The organism is Serinicoccus marinus DSM 15273 (genome assembly GCF_008386315.1).
Lineage (GTDB): Bacteria > Actinomycetota > Actinomycetes > Actinomycetales > Dermatophilaceae > Ornithinicoccus > Ornithinicoccus marinus.
In genome coordinates, this window is sequence record NZ_CP043808.1 from 2,387,138 (window position 1) to 2,412,666 (window position 25,529).

The window sequence follows — 25,529 nt, forward strand, 5'->3', positions numbered from 1 at the left end:
CCGTTCGCTCGGTGTTCGCTGGGCACCGCCTACGATGGCCGGCGTGAGTGAGAAGCAGCACCAGGCAGAGCACCGCAACCGTCCCACCGGCGAGGCCTTCATGGCCTTCATGCGCGAGGGCTGGGCCCCCCGGTCGACCGAGCTGCCGGAGCTCACCGAGGCGGCGCGGTATGCCGCCGCCCGCCGCGAGACGCTCTCGGCCGCCTTCCCCGGGGAACGGCTGGTCGTGCCGGCCGGAGGGCTGAAGATCCGCAGCAACGACACCGACTACGTCTTCCGCCCGCACAGCGCCTTCGCTCACCTCACCGGCCTGGGTGCCGACCGCGAACCGGACGCGGTGCTCGTCCTCGAGCCCGCCGCCGACGGCGAGGGCCATGAGGCGCACCTCTACTTCGTGCCGCTCGCCGACAGGGACAGCGAGGAATTCTTCGCCGACCCGGTCCGGGGAGTTCTGGGTCGGGTCCCGCCCGACGCTCGCCTCGGCCGCCGCGGAGCTGGGTATGCCCACGCGTCACGTGTCCGAGCTCCCGGACGCGCTGGCCAAGGACGTCGGCCCCTCGGGGCTGGCGGTGCGGGTCGTGCGGGACGCGGACCGGGAGGTCGCACAGCAGGTCGACGAGGTGCGCGCGCAGGCCGGGCTGGGCGAGCAGGCGCAGGTCGAGGCGAGCACCGAGGCGGACCTGGAGCTGGCGCGCAGGCTGTCGACGATGCGGATGGTCAAGGACGACTGGGAGGTGGCGCAGATGCAGGAGGCGGTCGACGCCACCGCCACCGCCTTCGACGCCGTCGTGGAGCACCTGCCCGAGGCGGTCCGGCGAGGCCGCGGCGAGCGCTGGGTCGAGGGCGTCTTCGGGCTGCACGCCCGGCACGCCGGCAACGGGGTCGGGTACGACTCCATCTGCGCCGCCGGCGACCACGCCACGACGCTGCACTGGATCCGCAACACCGGTGACGTGCAGGAGGGCCAGCTGCTGCTGCTCGACGCAGGGGTCGAGACCGACGCGCTCTACACGGCCGACGTCACCCGCACGGTCCCGGTCTCGGGCACCTTCACCGAGCCGCAGCGCCGGGTCTACGAGGCCGTGCTGGAGGCGCAGCAGGCGGGCCTGGCCGCGGTGCGTCCGGGGAACCGGTTCAAGGACGTCCACGCCGCCGCCATCGAGGTCATCGCGCGGCACCTGCTCGACTGGGGCCTGCTGCCGCAGGACGTGACCCTGGAGCAGACGCTGGACGCGCAGGAGGGGCAGTTCCACCGCCGCTGGATGGTGCACGGCACGAGCCACCACCTCGGCATCGATGTGCACGACTGCGCGCAGGCGCTGCGTGAGGACTACGTCGAGGGCGAGCTGCGCGAGGGCATGGTCCTCACCGTCGAGCCCGGGCTCTACTTCAAGGCCGACGACCTGCTCGTGCCCGAGGAGCTGCGCGGGATCGGGGTGCGGATCGAGGACGACGTGGTCGTGACCGCCGACGGGTCGCGCAACCTGTCCGCGATGCTGCCGCGGACAGCGGACGAGGTGGAGGCCTGGGTCCGCTCAGGCGGCCGCCGCGGCTGAGCGCGACGAGGCAGGCCGGCGGGGCGTCCGCCGTCGAACCCGCTCAGGTGAGCCTGGACCCCAGCAGGTCCTTGGCCTGCTCGACGAGCTTGTGCTCGGTGAGGACCTCGTAGCGGGTCGCTACGACCTGGGTGACCGAGGTGAAGTCGCGCCGCCCGCGGGTGAAGGCATACCCGATCAGACCCCAGACCAGGCCGAAGACGGCACCGAAGAGCGCCGTCCAGCCGATCGTGAGCAGCGTGTCGCCCGGACCGGCGAAGAGGGCGAAGACGAGGCCGACGAAGAGCCCGAGCCACACCCCGGACAGCGCGCCGCCCAGCGCGACCCGGCCGGTCGTCAGGCGTCCGGTCACCCGCTCGACCTGCTTGAGGTCGGTGCCGACGATGAGCACCTGCTGGACCGGGAACTCCTGGTCGGAGAGGTAGTCCACGGCCTCCTGTGCCTGCTCGTAGCGGTCGTAGACGGCGATGCTCTTCGGGTAGTCGAGGTCGAGCGTGGGGCGCGCCATGGGGCGCGGGGAACCGGTGGGAGTGCTCACCTCGCCATTGTGCCAAGCCGCCCCGACCACCGCGACCGGCCTCGCCGCGCGGCCTCCCCACCGTCGTATTCTTCATCGCGTGAGCACCCACCGCGTCTTCGTCGCCCGCCTGGCCGGCCTGAGCGTCTTCGACCCGCTGGGTGACGAGGTCGGACGGGTGCGCGACGTGGTGGTCACCCTCACCGGTCGGGCCGCCTCCCACGGCCCGCGCGCCATCGGCCTGGCGGTCGAGGTCCCCGGCCGCCGCCGGGTCTTCGTGCCGATCACCCGGGTCACCTCCATCGACGCCGGGCAGGTCATCACCACCGGCCTGGTCAACATGCGCCGCTTCGAGCAGCGGGCCGGGGAGACCCTCGTCGTGGGCGAGCTCTTCGACCGGCAGGTCACCGTCAGCGACGGGGACGACCGGCTGCCGGCCGTGGTCGAGGACGTCGCCATGGACCAGCAGCGCGGGGGCGACTGGCGGCTGACCAAGGTCTTCGTCCGCAAGGGCCGCGCCGAGGCCCCCCGCCGGGGGCTGCTGCGGCGGCGGCGCGGGGAGACGCTGCTGGTGGACGTCGAGGCGGTCGACGGGCTGCAGGAGCAGGGTCCGCCGCAGGCCGCGACCGCGCTGCTGGAGGCCTACGAGGACCTCAAGCCGCCGGACCTCGCCGAGGCGATCCACGACCTGTCGGCGAAGCGTCGGGCCGAGGTGGCCGACGCCTTGGACGACGAGACCCTGGCCGACGTCCTGGAGGAGCTGCCGGACGACGACCGGATAGAGATCCTCACCCACCTCGCGACCGAGCGTGCCGCCGACATCCTCGAGGCGATGCAGCCCGACGACGCGACGGACCTGCTCTCCGACCTGCCCGAGGAGGTGCAGGAGGAGCTGCTGGCGCTCATGGAGCCGGACGAGGCCGCCGACATCCGGCGGCTGCTGACCTACGACGAGAACACCGCGGGCGGCCTCATGACCACCGAGCCGGTGATCCTCGGCCCGGAGGCCAGCATCGCCGAGGCGCTGGCGCTGGTGCCGCGAGGAGATGCACCCCGCGACCGCGTCGCTGGTCTACGTCACCCGGCCCCCGCACGAGACCCCCACCGGTCGGCTGCTGGGCAGCATCCACATCCAGCGCCTGCTGCGCGAGGCCCCACACCAGCCCGTGGGCTCCATCCTCGACACCGACATCGACCCGGTGGCGCCGGGCGCGAGCCTGGGCGTGGTCACCCGGGCCCTGGCGACCTACAACCTCGTGGCGCTCCCGGTGGCCGACCCCGAGGGGCGGCTGCTCGGCGCGGTCACCGTCGACGACGTGCTGGACCACATCCTTCCCGACGACTGGCGCGAGTCGGACCTGACGGAGGCCGGGGATGTCTGAGCCGACCCGACACACGGCGCGCTCCCGCGGTGGCTCGCGGCGGGGCGAGGAGACCAAGGGCGCGCGGCTGGACCAGCCCCTGGCGAAGCAGTCGCGCTGGATGCCGCAGGCCCGCATGGACCCGGAGAGCTTCGGGGCCTTCGCGGAGCGTTTCGCCCGCTTCATGGGCACCGCGCGGTTCCTCGTGTGGATGACCCTCTTCGTGCTGCTCTGGATCGCGTGGAACACGGTCCTGCCGGCCGGGGCCCGCTTCGACCCCTACGCCTTCATCTTCCTCACCCTCATGCTCAGCCTGCAGGCCTCCTACGCCGCGCCGCTGATCCTGCTCGCGCAGAACCGGCAGGACGACCGCGACAAGGTGCAGATGGAGCAGGACCGCTCCCGCGACGAGCGCACCCAGGCGGACACCGAGTTCCTCACCCGGGAGGTGGCCGCCCTCCGGCTGGCGATGCGCGACGTGGCGACCCGTGACTTCGTGCGCTCCGAGCTGCGGGACGTGCTGGAGGAGCTGCGGGAGCAGGACGCGGTCGCCGAGGACGCCGCCGACCCGTCCGCGTCGGGGCCTGACCGGCGACCTCCTCGCGACTGACCGGCGCCTCACCGTACGCCCACGGCCGGCGCGCGACCGCCGTCGGGGTGCCGCGCCGGGGCACCTACCATGGAAGGTATGCCCGCCCCCAGCACCGACGCCCTGCACGCTGCCCTCGCCCGGGTCAACGACCCGGAGATCAAGAAGCCGATCACCGAGCTCGGCATGCTCGAGGCGGTCGACGTCACCGACGAGGGCCACGTCCAGGTGACCGTGCTGCTCACCGTCCCGGGGTGCCCGCTCAAGGACACCATCACGCGGGACGTCACCGCCGCCGTGACCGAGGTCGAGCACGTCACCGGTGTCGACGTCCGGCTCGGGGTCATGAGCGACGAGCAGCGCGGGGCGCTGCGTGACCAGCTGCGCGGCGGGCAGGCGGAGCGGGAGATCCCCTTCGCGCAGCCCGACTCGCTGACGACGGTGTATGCCGTCGCCTCCGGCAAGGGCGGCGTCGGGAAGTCCTCGGTCACCGTCAACCTGGCGGTGGCGATGGCCGCCGAAGGGCTCCGGGTCGGGGTCGTGGACGCCGACATCTACGGCTTCTCGGTCCCCCGGATGATGGGCGTCACCCAGCCGCCGACCCAGGTCGACGACATGATCCTGCCCCCCGTGGCCGAGCCGAGCGGGGTCAAGGTCATCTCGATCGGGATGTTCGTCCCCGGCAACCAGCCGGTGGTGTGGCGCGGGCCGATGCTGCACCGGGCGATGCAGCAGTTCCTCGCCGACGTCTACTGGGGCGATCTGGACGTGCTCCTTCTCGACCTCCCGCCCGGCACCGGCGACATCGCCATCAGCGTCGCCCAGCTGCTCCCGAGCAGCGAGCTGCTCGTCGTCACCACCCCGCAGCAGGCCGCCGCCGAGGTGGCCGAGCGGGCCGGTGCCATCGCGCTGCAGACCCACCAGCGCCTCGCCGGGGTGATCGAGAACATGTCCTGGCTGGAGCTGCCGGACGGCACCCGCACCGAGCTCTTCGGCAGCGGCGGCGGCCAGGCGGTCGCCGACTCGCTGTCCCGCTCGATCGGCGCGCAGGTGCCGCTGCTGGGGCAGGTACCCCTGGACGTCGCGCTGCGCGAGGGCGGCGACCTGGGGTCGCCGGTGGTGGCCGCCGAGGGTCAGCAGGACTCCCCCGCAGCGACCGCGCTGCGCAGCGTGGCGCGGCAGCTGGCCCGCCGTGGTCGCGGTCTGGCGGGCCGCAAGCTCGGCATCACGCCCACCGCGCGCGTCTAGGTCGCGTCGAGGTCGAAGGGGGTCGGCAGGCTCGGGTCGTGGACCGGCAGCGCCGGCGTCATCCGCGCCGAGACCGGCTTCTCGTCGGGTCCGTCCCCCCGCGCGCCTCGGCCGCCCGACGAGGGCTCGGTGAGTGCCTCGCGCACGATGCGGCGCGGGTCGTACTGCCGGGGGTCGAGCTGGCGCCAGTCGATGTCGTCGAAGCCCGGCCCGAGCTCGTCGCGCAGCTGCCCCTTGGCGCCCTCGGCCAGGTCCCGCAGGTAGCGCACGCCCTGCCCGAGCTTCGCGGCGTAGCCGGGCAGCCGGGTCGGTCCGAGGACGAGCAGCGCGGCCAGCACGAGGAGCAGGATCTCTCCCCCGGCGAGGTTCCCGATCACGCCTCTCCTCCGGTCGCAGGGCCGCCGCAGCGGCGGGCGGCGGCCTGCACAGCCTACCTACCCGCCCGAGCCGGCGAGGGTGACCTCGACGGTGCGGCTGCCGTCGTCCCCGTCCCGGATCTCCAGCTCGACGGTGTCTCCGACCGCGTAGGACCGGAGCACCACGATGAGCTGCTGCGAGTCACGGATCGTCATCCCGTCGACGGCGAGGATGACGTCTCCCGGCCGGATCCCGGCCAGGTCGGCCGGCCCCCCGGGCACGACTGGCGGGTCCTCGCCGGCGGCCTCCTCGAGCACCCGGGCGCCGTCGCCGGTATACGTGAGGTCGACCAGGACGCCCATGACCGGGTGCTCGCTGGTCCCGGTCTCGATGAGCTGGGTCGCGGTCCGGTCGGCCTGCTCGGCGGGGACCGCGAAGCCGAGCCCGATGCTGCCGGAGGGCCCGCCGAAACCGGCAGCCTGCGGCACCTGGGCGATCGCCGAGTTGACGCCGACCACCTGCCCGGAGAGGTCCAGCAGGGGGCCGCCGGAGTTGCCCGGGTTGATGGCGGCGTCGGTCTGGATGGCGCTGATGTAGCTCGTGCTCTCCTGCGTCTCCCCGGCCACCACCGGCCGGTCCTTGGCCGAGACGATGCCGCTGGTGACGGTGCTGTCGAGCCCCAGCGGGGCGCCGACGGCGACGACGGTCTGGCCGACCCGGAGGGTGTCGGAGTCGGCGAAGGCGAGCGGGGCCAGGTCGGTGCGGTCCACGCGGAGCACGGCGATGTCGTAGGCCTGCTCGGAGCCCACCAGCTCGGCGTCCATCGGCTCCTCGCCGGGCAGCTCGACGACGATGGGGTCGTCCTCGCCGGCGACCTTGATCACGTGGTGGTTGGTGAGCAGGTAGCCGTCCTCCCGGACGACGAAGCCCGAGCCCAGCCCCAGCTCGCCGTCCTCGCCGATGGAGATGAGCGCGACGCTGGGCAGCACGGCCTGCGAGAGCCCGCTGATCGTGCCGTCGGCCTCCACCGGTGGCGCTGGGGCTGCCGCCTCGTCGTCGACCGAGGCAGACTCTGCCGCCGGCACCTGCTCCTCCGGCACGCTCGTGGTGTCCAGCCGGTCGGCCAGGACCGCACCACCCATCCCCCCGAGCAGACCACCCAGCACGGCGACGACCACCACGGGGGCGAGGCTGCGACGACCGCTCATGGCAGTCGATTGTGCCAGCGCACCCCTCAGCCCAGCGCGGCGGCCGGGCGCCCGAGGGCCGCGCCGCCCTGGCTGTGGCCGCGGCTGGGGCGGCGGTGGGCCAGCGACTGGCGCAGCAGTGCGCGCCCGCGGTGGATCCGCGACCGGACGGTGCCCATCTTGACCCCCAGCGTCTGCGCGACCTCCTCGTAGGAGTAGCCCTCGATGTCCGCGAGCACCACCGCGGCCCGGAACTGCGGCGGCAGGGCGTTCAGCGCCTCCTGGATGTCGCCGTCCAGGTGCGTCATGGCGTAGACCTGCTCCGGGTCGGTGCCCGAGGCGCACAGCGGCAGGCGGGCGGACAGCTCGTCGGTGAGCGCGTCGAACCGGATCCGCTGCCGACGGCGCACCTTGTCGAGGAAGAGGTTGGTCGTGATCCGGTGCAACCACCCCTCGAAGGTGCCGGGGCGGAAGGAGTCCAACGAGCGGAAGACGCGCACGAAGACGTCCTGGGTGAGATCCTCCGCCTCGTGCGGGTCGCCGGTCAGCCGGTAGGCGAGCCGGTAGACGCGGGGCGAGTGCTCGCGGACGATCTCCTCCCAGCTCGGGGGGACCCAGTCTGACGCCGACATGACCCCACGGTGGCAGGTCCGGCTGGGAGCCGGCTGGGCGGCGGGCTGGCGCTAGGCTGTCGGCCATGGCAGCACCCAAGGCCTCCTCGATCGCCTACGCCGAGGACTTCATCGCACCCCACCCGGTCATCGAGTCCGCGCAGCGACGCGGCGAGGAGCTCGGGGCCACCCCGCTCGGCAACGGCGCGGGGGCGACCTTGCGGCTGCTCGCGGCGGCCGTGCGCGCCGCGCACGTGGTGGAGGTGGGGACCGGCGCGGGAAGCTCCGGTCTGTGGCTGCTGCAGGGTATGCCCCGCGACGGCATCCTCACCACGATCGACAGCGACCCGGAGCACCAGCGGGCGGCTCGCGAGGCCTACTCCGCCGCCGGTATCCCGCCGCAGCGGACCCGGGTGATCAGCGGGGACGCCGCCGCCGTGCTGGGCCGGCTGACCGACGGGGCCTACGACCTCGTGCTCGTCGACGCCGACAAGGACGGCTACCCGGTCTACGTCGAGGCGGCGCTGCGCCTGCTGCGCCCCGGGGGCCTGCTGGTGCTGGACAACATGCTCTGGCACGACAAGGTGGCCGACCCGGCGGCGCGGGACGAGATCACGACCGTCCTGCGGGACCTCGGCAAGTCGCTGCGCGAGGAGGAGGGGCTGGTCCCGGCGCTGCTGCCGGTGGGTGACGGGCTGTTCGTCGCGGTCAAGCGCTGAGCGCACGACGACGGCCCCCGGACGCGATGTCCGGGGGCCGTCGTCGTGCGGGCGGTCGGTCAGCCCACGCAGTCCTGGATGGCCTGGCCGAGGGCCCCTGCCTCCTCGGCGTTCATCTCGACGACCAGGCGCCCGCCACCCTCCAGAGGCATCCGCAGGACGATGCCGCGGCCCTCCTTGGTGACTTCCAGCGGACCATCTCCGGTGCGAGGCTTCATTGCTGCCATGGTTGCCCTTCCTCGTGCGCGGCCGCGTGCCGCTCGCCCGCCGCGGTGTCGACGGAGCCGTACCTGCCTGCGATTATCCCCCCTCCCGGCCCGCCCGCATAATCGGGATACCCGCCGGACGGGACCGCTGGCTGCCCGTCGTGCGGCACACTGTCAGCGTGCAAGCCCGCTCCGCCGTCGTCGACCTCTTCGGCGACCACCTGCGACGACGTGGCTGGTGGGCGCCCGTCTCGGCCATCCTCACGCTCACCGGGACGGTCGAGGTGGCGGCCCCCGCCACGCGCACCGCGATCTCCCGGCTGGCGGCGCAGGGCTGGCTCGAGCCGCGCACCGAGACCGGATCCCGGGGGTATGTCGCGAGCGCCCGCGCGCAGGACCGCTGGCACCGCGCGCACGAGCGCATCTACGCCAGCTCGGCCCCGCCGTGGGACGGCCGCTGGCACGTCGTGCACGTGGACAGCGGGGGAGACCGGAGGCGTCGTGAGCAGGTGGCGGCGACCCTGGCCTACCTCGGCTACGGCCGGCTGGGCGGGGGCGGCTGGGTCAGCCCGCGGCCGAGCCCCGAGCTCGCGGCCTCGCTCGCCCCGCTCGAGATCGGCTGGGTCGCCGTGCACGGCGCGCTGGACCCGGTGCAGGACGGCTCCCTGCTCGCCGCGCGCGTCTGGGACCTCGAGGGGATCGCCGCGCAGCACCGCCGCTTCGAGGCGGGCCTGCCCGCCGTGGCGGAGGTCGCGGGCGCCGGACCGGAGCAGTCCTACCGCGACCGCACGCTCCTGGTGCACGAGTGGCGGCGGTTCCTCTTCCGCGACCCGGAGCTGCCGCGGCAGGTCCTGCCGGCGGACTGGCCCGGGCACCGGTCGCGGGAGCGATTCCTGGAGCTGGCCCGGGCGCTGGCCCCGGCGGCCGACCGTCACGTGGACGAGGTGCTGGGTCCTCCCACCGGTTAGGTTGGCCCGATGAGCACCGAGACCTTCCCCGTCCGCGTCGAGCACGACCCCGCGACGGGCGTCGCCACCCTCACCCTGGGCCGCCCGGAGGCGATGAACTCGCTCGACGTCGCCACCAAGGAGGTGCTCCTCGCGGCGCTGCAGCAGGTGGCGGCCGACCCCGAGGTGCGGTGCGTGGTGCTGACGGGGTCCGGTCGGGCCTTCTGCGTCGGCCAGGACCTCAAGGAGCACGTCGGACTGCTGGGCCAGGACGCCGAGGCGCTGTGGCGCACGGTCTCCGAGCACTACAACCCGGTCGTCGAGCTGCTCGCGACGATGGACAAGCCGGTGGTGGCGGCGGTCAACGGCGTCGCCGCCGGGGCGGGGGCAGCCTTCGCCTTCGCCTGCGACCTGCGCTACGTCGCCGCGTCGGCGGGCTTCAACCTCGCCTTCACCGGGATCGCCCTGTCCTGCGACTCCGGGACGTCCTGGTCGCTCCCCCGCCTCGTCGGCACCGCCCGGGCCAAGGAGCTGCTCCTCTTCCCGCGCACCGTGCCCGCGCAGGAGGCGCTGGAGCTCGGGCTGGCCACGGAGGTGGTCCCCGACGCCGAGCTCGGTGACCGGGTCGCCCAGGTGGCCCAGGAGCTGGCCGCGGGCCCGACGCTCGCCTACGGCGCGGTGCGCCGGGCGGTCGCCTTCTCCGCCGGCCACGGCCTGGCCGAGTCGCTGGCGGTCGAGGACCAGCTCATGACCCGGACCGGCACCAGCGAGGACCACCGCACCGCTGTCGACGCCTTCCTCGCCAAGGAGAAGCCCGTCTACCGCGGCCGGTGATCGTCCCGGCCTCCGGGGGTCACGGCGGGTAGTCGCTGGGCGGCTCGAAGCGGAAGAGGTACCAGCCCCACCACACCTGCGCCGCGACCATCAGCACGACCAGCGCGGCGGTCCGCGCCGGGAGCAGCCAGCGCGGGCGCCGCGGCCCTTGGCCCGGTGCCCACCCGGCACCCGCGAGCACCACGAAGAGCGGGAAGAGCAGCATGAGGTAGCGGTAGAGGCTCGTCCACGGGTCCAGGGCCGCGAAGAGGTAGAGCGCGTAGCCCAGGCACCAGGTGCGCAGCGCCAGCCCCAGACCGGCCGCCCACGGCCCCACGACCGCGAGCATCAGCAGCCCGATCCCGGCCGCCAGCACCAGCAGCCCGACGAGGTCACCCCACAACCACTGGGCGCGCTCGATGCTGGGAAGGAAGGGCAGCACCGCCTCACCGCCACGCCAGGCGGACATCGTCGCGGTGTAGGCGTCCGCCCGGCCCGTGCCCCACCAGGCGACCGCCGGCCACACGAGCCCGGCGAGGCCGCACCCGAGCAGCGCCGCGGCCATCCCGGCATACTCCCCCGCCGCGACCGGGCGGGTGCCCCGCTCGCGCCACCGCGCCACGACCACGACCAGGGCCACCAGACCCAGCGGGAGCGCCACCGGGCGCGCCAGCCCGGTGAGCAGCGCGACGACGCCGGCCGCCCACCACCGCTCGCGCACCAGCAGCCAGAGCGCGCCGGCCAGGACGAGCAGCGCCAACGACTCGGTGTAGGCGACTGGAAGGTCGGGGAGCTCGGGTAGGCGCCGAGCAGGGCCACCCCCGCCAGCGCACCGACGGTGCCGACCCGCTCGCGGAGCAGACCGGCGACGACCAGCGCCGCGGCATACCCCAGGACGGTGGCGACCACGGGACCGGCGACGGCGAACGGCCACCCCGTGAGACCCATGAGCCCCCGGGCGAGCAGCGGGAAGACCGGGTAGAACGCCCACGGGTTCTGCTGGACCAGTCCGTCCGCGCCGACCGGGAGCTCGACGGGGTAGCCCTCCGTCGCGATCCGCTCGTACCACTGCCCGTCCCACAGCGTGGCGAACTGGAAGTACAGCCCCACCCCGGCGTCGTCGTAGACCGAGGGGTCCTGGTGGTGGTGAGCCAGCCGCCACAGGATCAGCCCGCTCACCGCACGGAGCGCGGACCACAGCAGCAGGACGGTCCCGACGAAGCGCAGGTCGAGCGCGCGGCGACCGGTGCGGCGCCGCTCGCGGGACGCCGCCGTCATGACGTGCGGCGCATCTCCGTCAGCCGCGACCCGGACCGGGAGGAGCCGGCCCGGAAGCAGCCGACCAGATGGTCGTCGACCAGCCCGCAGGCCTGCATGGCGGCGTAGAGGGTGGTCGGACCGACCTGCTCGAAGCCCGCCTTGCGCAGCCGCTTGGCGAGCAGCTCGGACTCGGAGGTCTGCGTCGGCACGTCGGCGAAGCTGCGGGGGCGGGGTGTGGGCTCGGGCGCATGGGTCCAGAGCAGCTCCTCGAGGCCGCCGTGCTCACGTAGCTCGATCGTGGCCCGGGCGTTGGCGATGGTCGCCTCGATCTTGCGGCGGTTGCGCACGATCCCCTCGTGCTGCAGCAGCCGCTGCACGTCGGCCTCGGTGAAGCGGGCCACGACGTCCGCGTCGAAGTCCGCGAAGGCCTCACGGAAGCCGGGGCGCTTGCGCAGGATCACCACCCACGAGAGTCCGCTCTGGAAACCCTCGAGGCACAGGCGTTCGAGCAGGGCGCTCTCGCCGTGGACCGGCTTGCCCCACTCACGGTCGTGGTAGTCCCGGTAGTCGGCGTGGTTGATGCCGGGCCACCCGCACCGGGCGACGCCGTCCTGCCCCACGAAGAGATCACTGTCATCGGTGCGCTGCATCGCTCCCCCTGTCGTCGTCGATGGTTGGTGGCCCCTCCTCGCCGCGCAGCCGCGCGATCTCCGCGTCCCGCTCGGTCAGCTCGAGAGCCAGCCGCTCCAGCGTCCCGTCGACCTGCTCCATGCGGTAGCCGCGCAGGGCCTGGTCGAAGCGCAGCGACCGGACCTCGCCCGGCCCCACCGGACCGGCCGGGAGCCCCTGTGCCGACTGCGTGCCCACCGCCTCCGGCGTCCCGGGCAGGTCACGACGGGCGACCGCCCACGCCAGCACCGCGCCGAGGGCGACCACCCCAGCGACGACCCCGACGATGATCACGGCACCGATCATGGCACGTCGGTGGGCCGGTGGAAGAACCCGCCCCGGGCCTGCTCAGACGTCCCGCTCCCCGGGCGCCTCGCGGCCCTGCCGATGGCGGGTGACCCACCGCACGACCTCCTCCACGTCGTCGGTCACGCGCATCAGGTCGAGGTCGCCCGGCGAGATCATGCCCTCAGCCAGCAGGGTCTGCTCGAGCCAGTCCAGCAGGGGCGCCCAGTAGGACCGGCCGACGAGCACGATCGGGAAGTTGGTCACCTTGCCGGTCTGGATGAGGGTGACCGCCTCGAAGAGCTCGTCCAACGTGCCCACCCCACCGGGCAGCACGACGAAGCCCTCGGAGTACTTCACGAACATCGTCTTGCGCACGAAGAAGTAGCGGAAGTCGATCCCGAGGTCGACGTACTCGTTGAGCCCGGTCTCGAAGGGCAGCTCGATGCCGAGCCCCACCGAGGTGCCGCCGGCTCCCGACGCACCCTTGTTGGCCGCCTCCATCGCGCCGGGACCGCCCCCGGTGATGACGGCATACCCGGCCTGGGCCAACGCCTGCCCCACCTGGACCCCGAGCGCGTAGTAGGGGTGGTCGGCCGGGGTCCGGGCCGAGCCGAAGACCGCGACCGCCGGGCCGATCTCGGCCAGCGCCCCGAAACCCTCCACGAACTCGGCCTGGATCCGCATGACGCGCCACGGGTCGGAGTGGACCCAGTCGGTGGGCCCGGCGTCGTCGAGCAGCCGCTGGTCGGTGGTGGTACGCGGCACCTGCGTCCCCCGCAGCGTCACCGGCCCCTGGTGGTAGTCGCTGCGTGGTGTCACGGCACCGACCCTACGCCAGCCGCAGGGCCGTGGCGGATGCTCCCTAGACTGGTGCCGATGACCCGCTCCCGCGCCTCCCGTCTGATGGTGCCCGTCCTCGTCGTCGGCCTCACCGCAACCGGGGCGGTGCTCGGCACGCGGTGGGCCGCCGCCGAGCTCTCCCCCTCCCGCTGCGTCTTCACCGCCGCCGGAGAGGAGGTCCGGCTCACGCCGGAGCAGGCCGCCAACGCCGGCACGATCGCCGCGGTGTCGGTGCAGCGGGGGCTGCCGCCACGGGCCGCGACCATCGCGCTGGCGACCGCGATCCAGGAGAGCAAGCTGCGCAACCTGCGCTACGGCGACGCCGACAGCCAGGGCCTGTTCCAGCAGCGCCCCAGCCAGGGGTGGGGCTCGGTGGAGCAGATCACCGACCCGGTCTACGCCAGCAACGCCTTCTACGACGCGCTGGTCCAGGTGGAGGGCTGGGACCAGGGGGTGGTCACCGAGGTGGCGCAGGAGGTGCAGCGCAGCGCCTTCCCCGAGGCGTATGCCGACCACGAGCAGGAGGGCCGGGTGCTCGCCTCGATCCTCACCGGGCAGGAGGGCACGGGCACCGACCTCACCTGCCGCGTCGCCGACGGGACCCAGGCCGGGTCGGCGCAGGCGATCGCCGACAAGGCGCTCGCCCAGCTCGGGATGCCGGCCCAGGTGGACGGCCAGACGGTGGTTCTGGACCCTGGGGACGCGCGGCGGGCCTGGGCCGCGGCCACGTGGGCCGTGACGCACGCCCAGGCGGAGGACGTCAGCTCGGTGCGGGTCCAGGGCCGCGCCTGGGACCGTCGCTCCGGCGAGTGGTCGGACGTCGACGGCGAGGGGTCACCCACCGCCGTCGTCGTCGAGGTCGGCTGAGCCCTCCGGTCAGCCGCGCTGGTCGACGGGGACGTAGGAGCGCTCGCCCTCGCCGACGTAGACCTGACGGGGTCGGCCGATCTTGGTGGCGGGGTCGGCGATCATCTCGCGGTACTGCGCGATCCAGCCGGGCAGCCGGCCGATCGCGAAGAGCACGGTGAACATGTCGGTGGGGAAGCCCATCGACTCGTAGATCAGACCGGTGTAGAAGTCGACGTTGGGGTAGAGCTTGCGCTCCACGAAGTAGTCGTCCTCCAGCGCCTTCTGCTCCAGCTCGGCGGCCAGCTCCAGCAACGGGTTGTCGCCGGCCTTGGCGAGCATCTCGTGCGCGGTGTCCTTGACGATCGCGGCGCGCGGGTCGTAGTTCTTGTAGACCCGGTGGCCGAAGCCCATGAGCTTGACCCCGTCCTCCTTGTCCTTGACCTTGCGCACGAACTCGCCGACGTCGCCGCCGTCGGCCTTGATCTGCTCCAGCATCGCGAGGACCGCGCTGTTGGCCCCGCCGTGCAGCGGACCGGAGAGGGCGTGGATGCCGGCCGAGATGGAGTTGAAGAGGTTGGCCTCGGAGGACCCGACGAGCCGGACCGTGGAGGTCGAGCAGTTCTGCTCGTGGTCGGCGTGCAGGATGAAGAGCTGGTCCAGGGCACGGGCCACGACCGGGTCGAGCTCGTACTTCTCGGTGGGCTGCCCGAAGGTCATCCACAGGAAGTTCTCGACGAGGTTGTAGTCGTTGTCCGGGTAGAGGATCGACTGCCCCCGGCTCTTGCGGAAGGCGTAGGCCGCGATCGTCGGCAGCTTGGCCATGAGCCGGATCGTGGAGATCTCGACGGCCTCCGGGTCGTGCGGGTCCAGGCTGTCCTGGTAGAAGGTGCCCATCGCGGACACGCCGGAGGAGAGCACCGACATCGGGTGAGCGTCGCGGGGGAAGCCGTCGAAGAAGTTCTTCATGTCCTCGACCAGCAGGGTGTGCCGGCGCAGCCGCCCGTCGAAGTCCTCCAGCTCGGAGGCGCTCGGCAGGTGGCCGTAGATGAGCAGGTAGCTCGTCTCCAGGAAGGTCGACTGCTCGGCGAGCTGGTCGATCGTGTAGCCGCGGTAGCGCAGGATGCCCTCGCCACCGTCGATGTAGGTGATCTCGGACTGGCAGGAGGCGGTGTTGACGAAGCCGACGTCCAGGGTCACGTCGCCGGTGGTCTTCAGCAGGGCGCTGATGTCCAGGCCGTTGTTGCCCTCGGCCGCGGGCACGACGGGCAGGGACAACTCGTGCTCGCCGTGCCTGAGGCTGGCCGCGTTCGTGCTGCTGGTGGTGTCGGTCATCAGGTCCTCCTGGAGGTGGTGGGCCGTGCGAGGGTGTGCGGGTCGAGGGTCAGGTCACTCGTCGTGGCTCTGCGGCGGCAGCTGTGCCACGACCGGGTGGTCCTTGGCGATGACGCCCATCTTGGCCGCTCCGCCGGGGCTGCCCAGGTCGTCGAAGAACTCGACGTTGGCCTTGTAGTAGTCGGCCCACTCCTCGGGGACGTCGTCCTCGTAGTAGATCGCCTCCACCGGGCAGACCGGCTCGCAGGCACCGCAGTCGACGCACTCGTCGGGGTGGATGTAGAGCGAGCGCTCACCCTCGTAGATGCAGTCGACCGGGCACTCCTCGATGCAGGCCTTGTCCTTCAGGTCCACGCAGGGCTGGGCGATCACGTACGTCATGGGCACAGACTACGGCGTCGCCGGAGCCCGTGACGCCACGGGGTGGAGCGGTCCGACCGCGTCGCCCGACCGCTCAGGACCCGGCCTGCGGGTTGGTGCACACGATCTCGTCGGCGGCGTCGTAGGTCGTGGTGAAGTCGTCCCGGCCGACCTCCTCGCCCCCGCTGCGCAGAATCCTGGTGTTGCGGATGGTGAAGCCGTCGGCCGGGGCCTGCGGCACGCAGTCCGCGCGGTCGTCCACGCGCCGCTCGCCCGTCGTGACGTCCCGGCGAGCGCCGTCGACGGTCTCCACGGTGTACTGCCGGTCACCCAGCAGCACCATGACGATGTCGTCGCCGCTGATCCAGGTCTGCACCACGACGGGGGTGTCGGTGTCGTTGGTCCAGACGTTGTCGATGGACGGGATGGCCAGGGTCGCCTCCCGACCCGCCGGGTAGCGGGAGATGTAGAACGAGTGCGGCGTATGGGCGTCCAGCTGCACCCCGGCGAACCAGCTCGCGTTGAAGACGACGGTGGAGATCTGGGAGAGCCCCCCGCCCATGCCCATGACGAGCCGCCCGTCGACGATGACGGGGGCCTCGACATACCCGTTGGCCGCCGTGATGTCGCCGAGAGCGGCACCCAGGCTGAACTGCTCGCCCGGCATCACGACGGTGCCGTTGACGTTGGCGACCCCCGCGCGCAGGTTGGCGGTGCGGGCCTCGTTGCTCGCCCCGGTCGGGAAGGTCGAGGAGAAGGAGGCCATCTCGCTGAAGCTCCAGTCCTCCGACACCGAGGTGGGGATCTCGGGCTCGATCGTCTCGACGTCCGCGTTGATCGTGCGGGCATCACCCTGGGCCGGGAGCGCCTCGCGCACGACATCGACGAGCCCGTCCTCGGCGAGGGCGTAGCCGACCCGGGAGCCGACGACCTCCACGTCGGAGCCCGCGAGCCGCACCGTGGCGTCCCGCGGTCCACGCTCCAGGCGTCCCAGGTCCTGGCGGATGCGGGCGAGCGTGGCCTCCTCGTCGATACCGAGGGTGAGGTCCCCTCCGTCCTGCTGGACCCGCAGCAGCTGCAGCAGGTCGCGCCGGGCCAGCTCGGCCCGTGCCGTCTCCTCGTCGTCACCCTCTCCCCTGCTGGCGCGCACCACGACCGGGGCGTCCAGGGCCGGGTCGAGGTCCTCCTCGGTGAACCGGTCGATCTCCTGCGCCGTGAGCTCGGGGCGCTGACCGGTGGCGACCGCGGCGACCTCGCGCTCGTCCCCGCTCTCGTCGTCCCAGACCTGCCGCTCCCAGGCCTGCCCCACCTCGTCCGCCGTGCCCTCGACGTCCAAGGTGCGGCCGTCGCGGGCGTCCGTGACCTGCACGCCGTCGGCGGACAGGCTGATCTCGCCCTCGACGGGAGTGCTGTCGTAGTCCTCCGCGAACCGGCCCAGCTCGGCCTCGAGGACCTCGCGGTCCACGGCGCCGTAGAGCGGCAGGTCCCGGTCGGCACCGGCCACGTGGTCCCAGATGCGGACCGGGTTGAAGGACAGGCCCGTGACCCCGCGCAGGGTCCGGTCCAGGTCCAGCGTCAGACCCGCCTCCTGCGGCACCAGGTCGAGCTCCACGGGCTGCCCCGGCTCACCCTCGGCACCGTCGGCCTCCACCTCCAGCAGCAGCGGCTCGGTGGCGCGGTCCCCCAGCTCCCGCTCGAGCTCCGCCCGAGCCTCCGCCTCGGTGAGAGAGCCGATGTCCACCCCGGCCACGCTGACCCCCGATGCCGGTCGGTCCTTGAAGTAGAACGCCGCGCCGACGTAGATCACCGCGAGCACCAGCAGCGCCGCCGCCAGGCGGCCTACGACGGCCCACCAGCCGCGGCCTTCGCTCTCCTCCCGCAGACCGGGTCGGTCGGTGGCGTCAGCCATCAGCTCTCCGTCTCCTCGTGATGCGTCGCCCGGACACGGTGCCGGGTCGCGGTGCGGGCGCGCCGACCCGGCGCGGCACCGGCTACCGCAGCTCTCCCAGCCGTCCACGGTAGTGCACCAGCGCCCCGGTGTCGGTGGGGCGCGCCTCGAGCCCGAGCACCTCGCCCAGCACCAGGTGGTGGTCCCCCGCCTCCCGCACGTCGACGGTCCGGCACTCGAAGGTCGCCAGCGCGTCGTCCACGAGCGCCGTGCCGGTTGCCGCCCCGTGGTGGTGAGGCACCCGACCGAGCTGGTCGTGCAGCGGACGCCCGACCTCCCCCAGCCACTGTGCCACCCACCGTTGGCGCGAGGAGAGGACGCTGACCCCGAGCGGCGAGCCGTCCTCGACCGCCTCGAGCACCCGCGCCTCGGGGTGCAGGCTCACCAGGAGGAGCACCGGGTCCAGCGACACGCTGTCAGGGAGTCCACGGTGAGCGCCACGTCGTGGCCGCGCAGCCGGGCGGTGACCACCGCCACCCCGCTGGCGAAGCGACCCATCGCCAGGCGGTAGACCGCCGGGTCGACCGCATCCGGCTGGGCCGCGGTCACGACGGCACCCCCTGCACCTCGGCGAGCCGGTCGCGGGCCTGCGGCCAGCGGGCGTAGGCCTCGCGCCCGGGGAGCCGGGCCGCGACGTCGTTGGACAGGGTGTACCACCCCTCGTGCAGCGTCACCTGGGTCGGGTGCTCCCGCAGGGCCTCCCGCTGGCGGCTCAGCGCACCGGCGTCCACGACGGCGTGCGTGACCGCCGCGTCCTCGACGACGGAGGGTGGGTAGGGCTCGTCCGGCCCGGGGACCGTGGCGACGCCCCCGGCCGGGCTGCGTACCCCCTCGGGGACGTGCTCGGCCAGCCACCGGCGGTCCTGGGCCGCCCAGCTCGCGGGCGTGAGGACGACGAACAGCCGGGGCGCCGGCTCGGACGCGCCCAGCAGCTCGACCGCACGTACGGTGACACGGTGGGCCTGGACGTGGTCCGGGTGACCGTAGCCGCCCCAGGGGTCGTAGGTGAGCACCACGTCCGGCCGCAGCGGGCCGAGCTGCGCCGCGAGGGTCCGGGCCGCGACCTCCACGTCGGCACCGGCGAAGGCCCGCGGGTGCTCCGCGGCGGCCGAGCCCGCCATGCCGCTGTCGCGCCACCGCGGCCGCTCGCCGCCGAGGAACTGGTGCCGCACGCCGAGGGCCCGCATGGCGCGGTCGAGCTCACCCCGGCGGTGCTCGCCCAGACCTTCGGCGCCCTCCAGGTGGGCGAGCGCAGGGGTGATGACCTCACCCTCCTCCCCGAGGGTGCAGGTGATGACGTGGACGTCGTCGCCGGCCTCCACGTGGTGCGCCAGCGTGAGCCCGGTGGTCAGGGTCTCGTCGTCCGGGTGGGCGTGCACGGCGACCAGGCGCAGCGGCCGGTCCGTCGGCATCCCCGCACGCAGGTCCGGGCGCCCGTCCACGGCTCAGCCCCGGGACCGGGCGGCCTTCGCCCGCTGGTTGGCGTCGAGGATGACCTTGCGCACCCGCACGGCCTCCGGCGTCACCTCCACGCACTCGTCCTCGCGGCAGAACTCCAGCGACTGCTCCAGCGAGAGCACGCGCGGCGGGACGAGCCGCTCCAGGACGTCGGCCCCGGCGGACCGCACGTTGGTCAGCTTGCGCTCCTTGGTGATGTTGACGTCCATGTCGTCGGCGCGCGAGTTCTCCCCGACGATCATGCCCTCGTAGACCTCGGTGGTCGGCTCCAGGAACATCGTCCCGCGCTCCTGCAGGTTGAACATCGCGTAGGACGTCGCCACACCGGACCGGTCGGAGACCAGGGACCCGGACTGGCGGGTGCGGATGTCGCCGAACCAGGGGGCATACCCGTCGAAGACGTGGTGGGCGATGCCCGTCCCCCGCGTCTCGGTGAGGAACTCGGTGCGGAAGCCGATGAGTCCGCGGGAGGGTACGACGTACTCCATCCGGATCCACCCGGTCCCGTGGTTGGTCATCTGCTCCATCCGACCCTTGCGGGCCGCCATGAGCTGGGTGATCGTCCCCAGGTGCTCCTCCGGGGTGTCGATCGTCAGCCGCTCCACCGGCTCCTGCAGCTTCCCGTCGACCTCGCGGGTCACGACCTGCGGCTTGCCGACGGTGAGCTCGTAGCCCTCGCGGCGCATCTGCTCGACGAGGATCGCCAGCGCCAGCTCCCCGCGGCCCTGGACCTCCCACGCGTCGGGGCGCTCGGTGGGCAGCACCCGCAGCGAGACATTGCCGACGAGCTCCTTGTCGAGCCGGTCCTTGACGAGGCGCGCGGTGACCTTGCCGCCCTTGACCCGGCCCGCGAGCGGGCTGGTGTTGGTGCCGATCGTCATCGAGATGGCCGGCTCGTCGACCGTGATGAGCGGCAGCGGCACCGGGTCGGTCGGGTCGGCGAGGGTCTCGCCGATGGTGATGTCCGGTATGCCGGCGATCGCGATGATGTCACCCGGCCCCGCCTGCTCCGCCGGCTTGCGCTCCAGCGCCTCGGTGAGCAGCAGCTCGGTGATCTTCACCGGCGTCACCGAGCCGTCGCGGCGGCACCAGGCGACCTGCTGACCCTTGCGGATCTCGCCCTCGTGGACGCGGCACAGCGCCAGCCGGCCGAGGAAAGGGCTGGAGTCGAGGTTGGTCACGTGCGCCTGCAGCGGCGCGCCCGGCGTGTAGGTCGGTGCCGGGACCGTCTCCAGGATGGTCGCGAAGAGCGGCTCGAGGTCGGGGCTGTCGGGCAGCTCGCCGTCGACGGGCGCCTCGAGGCTCGCCCGCCCGGCCTTGGCCGAGGCGTAGACGACCGGGAAGTCCAGGGCGGCCTCGACCTGGGCCGGGTCGTGCTCGTCGAGCAGGTCCATGAAGAGGGCGTAGACCTCGTCCACGACGTCGCTGATCCGACTGTCCGGGCGGTCCACCTTGTTGATGCACAGCACCACGGGCAGGTGCGCGGCGAGCGCCTTGCGCAGCACGAAGCGGGTCTGGGGCAGGGGGCCCTCCGAGGCGTCCACCAGCAGCACGACGCCGTCGACCATCGACAGCCCGCGCTCGACCTCGCCGCCGAAGTCGGCGTGCCCGGGGGTGTCGATGATGTTGATCGTCATCCCGCCCTCGGGGGCCGAGGCGCCGGCGTAGCGGATGGCCGTGTTCTTGGCCAGGATCGTGATGCCCTTCTCGCGCTCGAGGTCGCCGGAGTCCATGACCCGCTCCACGTCGGAGGCGTCCCCCCGGTGGTCGGCGAAGGCCCCGCCCTGGGTCAGCATGGCGTCGACCAGCGTCGTCTTGCCGTGGTCGACGTGCGCCACGATGGCGACGTTGCGGATGTCTGCGCGCAGCGCGGAGGGCAGGCCGGAGGAGGGGTCACCGTGGGGCATGGCGCCAGTGTCTCACCCGGCCGGGGGCCCAGAGAACCACACGCGCGCCCCTCAGCGGTGCAGCAGCGGCTCGAGGTGACGGACGACCGGCAGGTCGTGCTCGAGCCAGGGGACCTGCCACAGCTCGTGCGCGCGCAGCCAGCGCAGCTCGTCGTGGTCCTCGAGCGGGAGCGGGGCTGCCCCGCCGGGCTCGGCGACCGCCCACCAGAGCCACATCTGCCAGGGGTCGGACAGCGGCCACGCCCCACCGACCCGCTCCCCGAGCCGCACCCGCACGCCCAGCTCCTCGTGGGCCTCCCGCACCGCGGCGTCCGCCGGGTCCTCGCCCGCCTCCACCTTGCCGCCGGGGAACTCCCACCCGCCGGCCAGCCGCGGCGGGGCGCTGCGGCGACCGGCGAGCACCTCCGTCGGCCGGTCCAGGTCGTCGCAGAGGGCGATCGCGGCGATGACGGGCATACCCCCATCCTGGCAGGCTGCAGTTGCCGTCAGGGCAGGTCACGGTCCCGTCACGAAGCGCCCGGCACCCTTGGCAACCGGCCCCCGGTGTGGTCTCCTCACCGGTTAGACCGGGAAAACCCACGCCCGGGCATCACCTGACGTAGGAGGCACGATGAAGAACCGCAGGGTCGCGATCGCCGCGACCAGTGCAGCTCTGGCCCTCGTCCTGAGCTCGTGCGCGGAGTCCGAGCGCGACTCGGGCTCGGACGCGGGCGGAGACGAGCAGGGCTCCGGATCGTCGGAGGAGGCCGGCGGCGGCGAGACCTCCGACGCGACGTTCGTCTTCGGCGCGGCGGGCGCCCCGGCGACCTTCGACCCGTTCTACGCCAGCGACGGCGAGACCTTCCGGGTCACCCGGCAGATCTACCAGAACCTCATCGGCATCGAGCCCGGCGGCACCGAGGGCGTGCCCGAGCTGGCCACCAGCTGGGAGAGCGAGGACGGCCTCACCTGGACCTTCGAGCTGCAGGAGGGCGTGACCTTCCACGACGGCACGGACTTCAACGCCGAGGCCGTCTGCGCCAACTTCGAGCGCTGGGCCGACCAGAACGAGACCGGCCAGCTCCCGGCCGCGGCCTACTACTACGGCAACGACTTCGGCTTCGGGGACGACAGCCTCTACGAGTCGTGCGAGGCCACCGACGAGCTCACCGCCACGGTGGTCGTCAGCCGCGTGACCGGCAAGTTCCCGATGGTGCTCTCGCAGTCCTCCTACGCCATCCAGTCACCCACCGCGATGGAGGAGTACGACGCCAACGGCATCACCGCCGAGGGCGACGCGCTCGTCTTCCCGGAGTACGCCCAGGAGCACCCGACCGGGACCGGGCCCTTCACCTTCGAGTCCTACGACAACGCCGGTGGCACCGTGACGCTCGCCCGCAACGAGGACTTCTGGGGCGAGACCGCCGGGGTCGCCACCCTCGTCTTCAACATCATCCCGGACGAGAACGCCCGCCGGCAGGAGCTCGAGGCCGGCACCATCAACGGTTACGACCTGCCCAACCCGGTCGACTGGCAGGCGCTCGAGGAGGCCGGTCAGCAGGTCCTCATCCGTGACCCGTTCAACGTGCTCTACCTGGCGCTGAACCCGGTCGCCGACGAGCAGCTCGAGGACCCGCTGGTGCGGCAGGCGCTCTACCACGCCATCAATCGCGAGCAGCTGGTCGCCAGCCAGCTCCCGGAGGGCGCCTCGGTGGCCACCCAGTTCATGCCGGACACGGTGAGCGGCTGGAACGGCGACATCGCCCCCTACGAGTACGACGTGGAGCGCGCGCAGGAGCTGCTCGAGGAGGCCGGCGCGTCCGACCTCACGATCGAGCTGTGGTACCCCTCGGAGGTGACCCGGCCCTACATGCCGGACCCGCAGCGCGTCTTCGACGCGGTCCGCACCGACTGGGAGGCCGCGGGCATCACCGTCGAGCCGGTCACCAAGCCGTGGAACGGTGGCTACATCGACGACACGACGAGCTCGCGGGCGCCCGCCTACTTCCTGGGCTGGACCGGTGACCTCAACTCGGCGGACAACTTCCTGTGCGCCTTCTTCTGCGGTGACGACAACCAGTTCGGGACCAGCGCCTACGACTGGAACTCCGACCTGCAGGAGCAGCTCCAGGCCGCCGACGCCGAGGCCGACGAGGCGACGCGCGAGCAGCTCTACACCGAGCTCAACGCCAACATCATGAGCGAGGACTGGCTGCCCGGCCTGCCGCTGTCGCACAGCCCGCCCGCGATCGTGGTCGGCCCGAACGTCGAGGGCCTGGTCCCCAGCCCGCTCACGGCTGAGGACTTCTCGACCATCACGCTGAGCGAGTGACGCAGGCGCTGCAGCGATGACACGCGTGGCGGGTCGGACCCTTGGGGTACGGCCCGCCACGCGTCTAGTCTCGTCGCCGGACGACACCGACACCTGTCCCTGAGACCCCTGCCGCCGACCGGACGGCACGCACAGAAGCGGAGCAGCCACCGTGCTCAGATTCATCGTCCGCCGGATGCTGCAGGCGGTGCTCGCGCTCTTCGTGCTCAGCGTGCTGCTCTTCGCCTGGCTGCGCTCGCTCCCGGGCGGCGTCGTCAGCGCGCTGCTCGGCGAGCGCGGGACGCCGGAGTCGGCCGCGGCCCTGCGTGCCGCGCTCGGACTGGACCAACCCCTCCCCGTGCAGTACTGGCGCTTCCTGGAGCGCGCGGTGCAGGGGGACTTCGGCATCTCGAACGGCGTCTACCGAGGTCAGCCGGCCCTGGACGTCTTCACGCAGCGCTTCCCCGCCACCATCGAGCTGAGCATTTTCGCGATGGCGCTCGCGCTGACCTTCGCGATACCGCTGGGCTATCTCGCGGCGCGACGCCGCGGGGGTGTCTTCGACACCGGCAGCATCATCTTCTCCCTGGTCGGCGTGGCCGTCCCGGTCTTCTTCCTGGCCTACGTGCTGAAGTACATCTTCGCCGTCCAGCTGGGCTGGCTGCCTCCCTCGGGCCGGCAGGACGTCACGATCAACGCCACGCACATCACGAACTTCTACGTCCTCGACGGTCTGCTGACCCGGGAGTGGGACGCCGCGTGGGACGCCTTCAAGCACCTCATCCTGCCCGGCATCGCGCTGAGCTCGATCCCCTTCGCGATCATCTTCCGCATCACCCGGGCAGCCGTCATCGACGTCATGGACGAGGACTACGTTCGCACCGCCCGTGCCAAGGGCCTCCGGCGGCAGACCATCCGCGCCAGGCACATCATGCGCAACGCCCTGATCCCGGTCGTCACGATCATCGGGCTGCAGATCGGCGCGCTGCTGGCGGGCGCGGTCCTCACCGAGAAGGTCTTCGCCTTCACCGGCATCGGTCAGGCCCTCGCCCTGGGCTTCGAGCTGGGGACTACCCCGTGCTGCAGGTGCTCATCATGATGGCCGCCCTGATCTACATCATCGTCAACCTCATCGTCGACGTGACCTACGCCATCATCGACCCGCGCGTGCGGACCTGACGAGGAGAATCCTGTGACCGACACGCACGACACCTCCCCCACCGCGGCACGCGACGACGACACCGCGCAGCGCCCCTCGCACCGGTCCGCGCTCGGTGCGCTCGGCGACCGGAAGAAGGAGCGCATCGACGCGCTGGCCGAGGCCGGCACCCTCTCCGCGGGCGAGGGTGTCAGCCTGTGGCAGAGCGCGTGGCGCCGGCTGCGGCGCGACCCGGTCTTCCTCGTCGGGCTCGCCATCGTCACCGTCTTCGTCATCATCGCGGCGATCGCCCCCTGGCTCGCGCCGCACGACCCCGCGGCCCGGCTGCTCATCTCCCAGGTCACGCCGGCGACGCCCATCCCCCCGGCCCAGGAGGGCTTCCCGCTGGGGGCCGACAACGCCGGGCGCGACACCCTCTCCCGGCTCCTCGTCGGCGCCCGGCAGACCCTCATCGTCGGCGTCATGGCCACCCTCGGCGGGCTGCTCGGCGGCATGACCCTCGGCACGATCGCCGGCGGCATCGGCGGGTGGGCGGACAGCGTGGTGATGCGCATCGTCGACGTGATGCTGTCGATCCCCTCGCTGCTCATGGCCTTCTCGATCGCGGCGCTCTTCGCCCGGCCGAGCCAGTGGACGGTCATCGCCGCCATCGCGATCATCCAGGTGCCGATCTTCGCGCGGTTGCTGCGCGGGTCGATGATCTCGCAGCGGCACAGCGACCACGTGCTGGCGGCGCGGGCGCTCGGGGTGCGGCCCGCGGCCATCGTCTTCCGGCACATGCTGCCCAACTCGCTCGGGCCGGTCATCGTCCAGGGCACCCTCGTCCTCGCGGTCTCGATCATCGACGCGGCGGCGCTGTCCTTCCTCGGCCTCGGCAGCCAGGACGACTCGGTGCCCGAGTGGGGACAGATGCTGGGCAAGGCACAGGTCTTCTTCAACTCCTACCCGCACGTCGCGGTCTACCCGGCGGTGTGCATCATCGTCGTCGCGCTCGGCTTCACCCTCATGGGCGAGTCGTTGCGGGAGGCCCTCGACCCGAAGTCCCGGCGCTGAGGAGG

The 25,529-nt window shown here is 72.7% G+C and carries 25 protein-coding genes and 3 pseudogenes; 11 read left to right on the top strand and 17 right to left on the bottom strand.

The window, feature by feature from the left end; all coding sequences use genetic code 11:
- The first annotated feature begins 34 nt into the window (after positions 1–34).
- Positions 35–1,556, top strand: a pseudogene (locus FU792_RS11315) (aminopeptidase P family protein).
- 43 nt (positions 1,557–1,599) lie between these two features.
- Here the strand turns inward: FU792_RS11315 and FU792_RS11320 are convergent.
- On the bottom strand, positions 1,600–2,094 hold the full coding sequence (locus FU792_RS11320) for a YflT domain-containing protein (RefSeq protein ID WP_028131021.1): 495 nt from the start codon (positions 2,092–2,094) through the stop codon (positions 1,600–1,602).
- A gap of 79 nt (positions 2,095–2,173) precedes the next feature.
- On the opposite strand from FU792_RS11320, the pseudogene FU792_RS11325 reads away from it, so the two are divergent.
- From FU792_RS11325 to FU792_RS11335, 3 genes and pseudogenes are all read left to right on the top strand, one after another.
- Positions 2,174–3,455: pseudogene (locus FU792_RS11325) on the top strand (magnesium transporter MgtE N-terminal domain-containing protein).
- Complete coding sequence (locus FU792_RS11330; protein ID WP_022925058.1) at positions 3,448–4,044, top strand: DUF1003 domain-containing protein; 597 nt, start codon at positions 3,448–3,450, stop codon at positions 4,042–4,044. Before FU792_RS11325 ends, FU792_RS11330 begins: the two are co-directional and overlap by 8 nt.
- A gap of 78 nt (positions 4,045–4,122) precedes the next feature.
- The gene (locus FU792_RS11335) at positions 4,123–5,271 is read left to right on the top strand and encodes an Mrp/NBP35 family ATP-binding protein (RefSeq protein ID WP_022925059.1); all 1,149 of its coding nucleotides are present in this window, start codon (positions 4,123–4,125) and stop codon (positions 5,269–5,271) included.
- Here the strand turns inward: FU792_RS11335 and FU792_RS11340 are convergent.
- Genes FU792_RS11340 through sigE form a run of 3 tightly spaced genes read right to left on the bottom strand, consistent with a single transcriptional unit; the run spans position 5,268 to position 7,447 of the window.
- A complete protein-coding gene (locus FU792_RS11340) occupies positions 5,268–5,648 on the bottom strand; it encodes a twin-arginine translocase TatA/TatE family subunit (RefSeq protein ID WP_022925060.1) in 381 nt (126 codons plus the stop codon). The genes FU792_RS11335 and FU792_RS11340 overlap by 4 nt on opposite strands.
- A 57-nt stretch (positions 5,649–5,705) precedes the next feature.
- Positions 5,706–6,836 carry a S1C family serine protease gene (locus tag FU792_RS11345; RefSeq protein ID WP_022925061.1) on the bottom strand — a complete coding sequence of 377 codons (1,131 nt, stop codon included), beginning with the start codon at positions 6,834–6,836 and terminating at the stop codon, positions 5,706–5,708.
- 26 nt (positions 6,837–6,862) lie between these two features.
- Entirely contained in the window at positions 6,863–7,447 is a 585-nt protein-coding gene (gene sigE, locus FU792_RS11350; protein WP_022925062.1) for an RNA polymerase sigma factor SigE, read from the bottom strand.
- 65 nt (positions 7,448–7,512) lie between these two features.
- On the opposite strand from sigE, the gene FU792_RS11355 reads away from it, so the two are divergent.
- Positions 7,513–8,145: an O-methyltransferase gene (locus FU792_RS11355; RefSeq protein ID WP_022925063.1), complete on the top strand. Its 633-nt coding sequence runs from the start codon at positions 7,513–7,515 to the stop codon at positions 8,143–8,145.
- Between the two features lie 59 nt (positions 8,146–8,204).
- Here the strand turns inward: FU792_RS11355 and FU792_RS11360 are convergent, their stop codons facing one another.
- Entirely contained in the window at positions 8,205–8,372 is a 168-nt protein-coding gene (locus FU792_RS11360; protein WP_022925064.1) for a DUF3117 domain-containing protein, read from the bottom strand.
- Between the two features lie 158 nt (positions 8,373–8,530).
- Between FU792_RS11360 and FU792_RS11365 the strand changes: the two genes are divergently transcribed.
- Complete coding sequence (locus tag FU792_RS11365; protein WP_028131022.1) at positions 8,531–9,319, top strand: PaaX family transcriptional regulator; 789 nt, start codon at positions 8,531–8,533, stop codon at positions 9,317–9,319.
- Between the two features lie 9 nt (positions 9,320–9,328).
- On the top strand, positions 9,329–10,132 hold the full coding sequence (locus FU792_RS11370) for an enoyl-CoA hydratase/isomerase family protein (protein ID WP_022925066.1): 804 nt from the start codon (positions 9,329–9,331) through the stop codon (positions 10,130–10,132).
- A gap of 19 nt (positions 10,133–10,151) precedes the next feature.
- Here FU792_RS11370 and FU792_RS17980 read toward each other — a convergent pair whose 3' ends face one another.
- The 4 genes from FU792_RS17980 to FU792_RS11390 all read right to left on the bottom strand — a co-directional run bounded on the left by FU792_RS17980 (position 10,152) and on the right by FU792_RS11390 (position 13,147).
- Positions 10,152–10,871: a hypothetical protein gene (locus FU792_RS17980; protein WP_238705978.1), complete on the bottom strand. Its 720-nt coding sequence runs from the start codon at positions 10,869–10,871 to the stop codon at positions 10,152–10,154.
- Positions 10,872–11,385: 514 nt separating this feature from the next.
- The gene (locus FU792_RS11380; protein ID WP_022925068.1) at positions 11,386–12,021 is read right to left on the bottom strand and encodes a DNA-3-methyladenine glycosylase I; all 636 of its coding nucleotides are present in this window, start codon (positions 12,019–12,021) and stop codon (positions 11,386–11,388) included.
- Positions 12,005–12,346, bottom strand: a complete 342-nt coding sequence (locus FU792_RS11385) for a DivIVA domain-containing protein (protein ID WP_022925069.1) — start codon at positions 12,344–12,346, stop codon at positions 12,005–12,007. Before FU792_RS11385 ends, FU792_RS11380 begins: the two co-directional genes overlap by 17 nt.
- A 42-nt stretch (positions 12,347–12,388) precedes the next feature.
- Positions 12,389–13,147 carry an LOG family protein gene (locus FU792_RS11390; protein WP_022925070.1) on the bottom strand — a complete coding sequence of 253 codons (759 nt, stop codon included), beginning with the start codon at positions 13,145–13,147 and terminating at the stop codon, positions 12,389–12,391.
- A 57-nt stretch (positions 13,148–13,204) separates the two neighbouring features.
- On the opposite strand from FU792_RS11390, the gene FU792_RS17170 reads away from it, so the two are divergent.
- Positions 13,205–14,035 (top strand): hypothetical protein, encoded by an 831-nt coding sequence (locus FU792_RS17170; RefSeq protein ID WP_022925071.1) that lies wholly within the window; start codon positions 13,205–13,207, stop codon positions 14,033–14,035.
- A gap of 9 nt (positions 14,036–14,044) precedes the next feature.
- Here FU792_RS17170 and FU792_RS11400 read toward each other — a convergent pair whose 3' ends face one another.
- The 8 genes from FU792_RS11400 to FU792_RS11430 all read right to left on the bottom strand — a co-directional run bounded on the left by FU792_RS11400 (position 14,045) and on the right by FU792_RS11430 (position 21,478).
- A complete protein-coding gene (locus FU792_RS11400) occupies positions 14,045–15,349 on the bottom strand; it encodes a citrate synthase (protein WP_149814776.1) in 1,305 nt (434 codons plus the stop codon).
- 54 nt (positions 15,350–15,403) lie between these two features.
- Complete coding sequence (gene fdxA, locus FU792_RS11405; protein WP_022925073.1) at positions 15,404–15,730, bottom strand: ferredoxin; 327 nt, start codon at positions 15,728–15,730, stop codon at positions 15,404–15,406.
- Positions 15,731–15,803: 73 nt separating this feature from the next.
- A complete protein-coding gene (locus tag FU792_RS11410; protein ID WP_022925074.1) occupies positions 15,804–17,618 on the bottom strand; it encodes a VanW family protein in 1,815 nt (604 codons plus the stop codon).
- An 82-nt stretch (positions 17,619–17,700) separates the two neighbouring features.
- Positions 17,701–18,069 (bottom strand): flavin reductase family protein, encoded by a 369-nt coding sequence (locus FU792_RS11415; protein ID WP_338101119.1) that lies wholly within the window; start codon positions 18,067–18,069, stop codon positions 17,701–17,703.
- On the bottom strand, positions 18,039–18,206 hold the full coding sequence (locus FU792_RS18895; RefSeq protein WP_338101120.1) for a hypothetical protein: 168 nt from the start codon (positions 18,204–18,206) through the stop codon (positions 18,039–18,041). Before FU792_RS18895 ends, FU792_RS11415 begins: the two co-directional genes overlap by 31 nt.
- Complete coding sequence (gene mshB, locus FU792_RS11420) at positions 18,203–19,099, bottom strand: N-acetyl-1-D-myo-inositol-2-amino-2-deoxy-alpha-D-glucopyranoside deacetylase (RefSeq protein WP_022925076.1); 897 nt, start codon at positions 19,097–19,099, stop codon at positions 18,203–18,205. Before mshB ends, FU792_RS18895 begins: the two co-directional genes overlap by 4 nt.
- Positions 19,100–19,102: 3 nt before the next feature.
- The gene (typA, locus tag FU792_RS11425) at positions 19,103–21,022 is read right to left on the bottom strand and encodes a translational GTPase TypA (RefSeq protein ID WP_022925077.1); all 1,920 of its coding nucleotides are present in this window, start codon (positions 21,020–21,022) and stop codon (positions 19,103–19,105) included.
- 51 nt (positions 21,023–21,073) lie between these two features.
- Positions 21,074–21,478, bottom strand: coding sequence for an NUDIX domain-containing protein (locus FU792_RS11430; protein ID WP_022925078.1), 405 nt, complete (start codon positions 21,476–21,478; stop codon positions 21,074–21,076).
- Between the two features lie 154 nt (positions 21,479–21,632).
- Between FU792_RS11430 and FU792_RS11435 the strand changes: the two genes are divergently transcribed.
- From FU792_RS11435 to FU792_RS11445, 3 genes and pseudogenes are all read left to right on the top strand, one after another.
- Entirely contained in the window at positions 21,633–23,333 is a 1,701-nt protein-coding gene (locus tag FU792_RS11435) for an ABC transporter substrate-binding protein (RefSeq protein WP_022925079.1), read from the top strand.
- 151 nt (positions 23,334–23,484) lie between these two features.
- Positions 23,485–24,491: pseudogene (locus FU792_RS11440) on the top strand (ABC transporter permease).
- A 124-nt stretch (positions 24,492–24,615) separates the two neighbouring features.
- Positions 24,616–25,524 (top strand): ABC transporter permease, encoded by a 909-nt coding sequence (locus FU792_RS11445; protein WP_028131026.1) that lies wholly within the window; start codon positions 24,616–24,618, stop codon positions 25,522–25,524.
- Positions 25,525–25,529 lie beyond the last annotated feature (5 nt).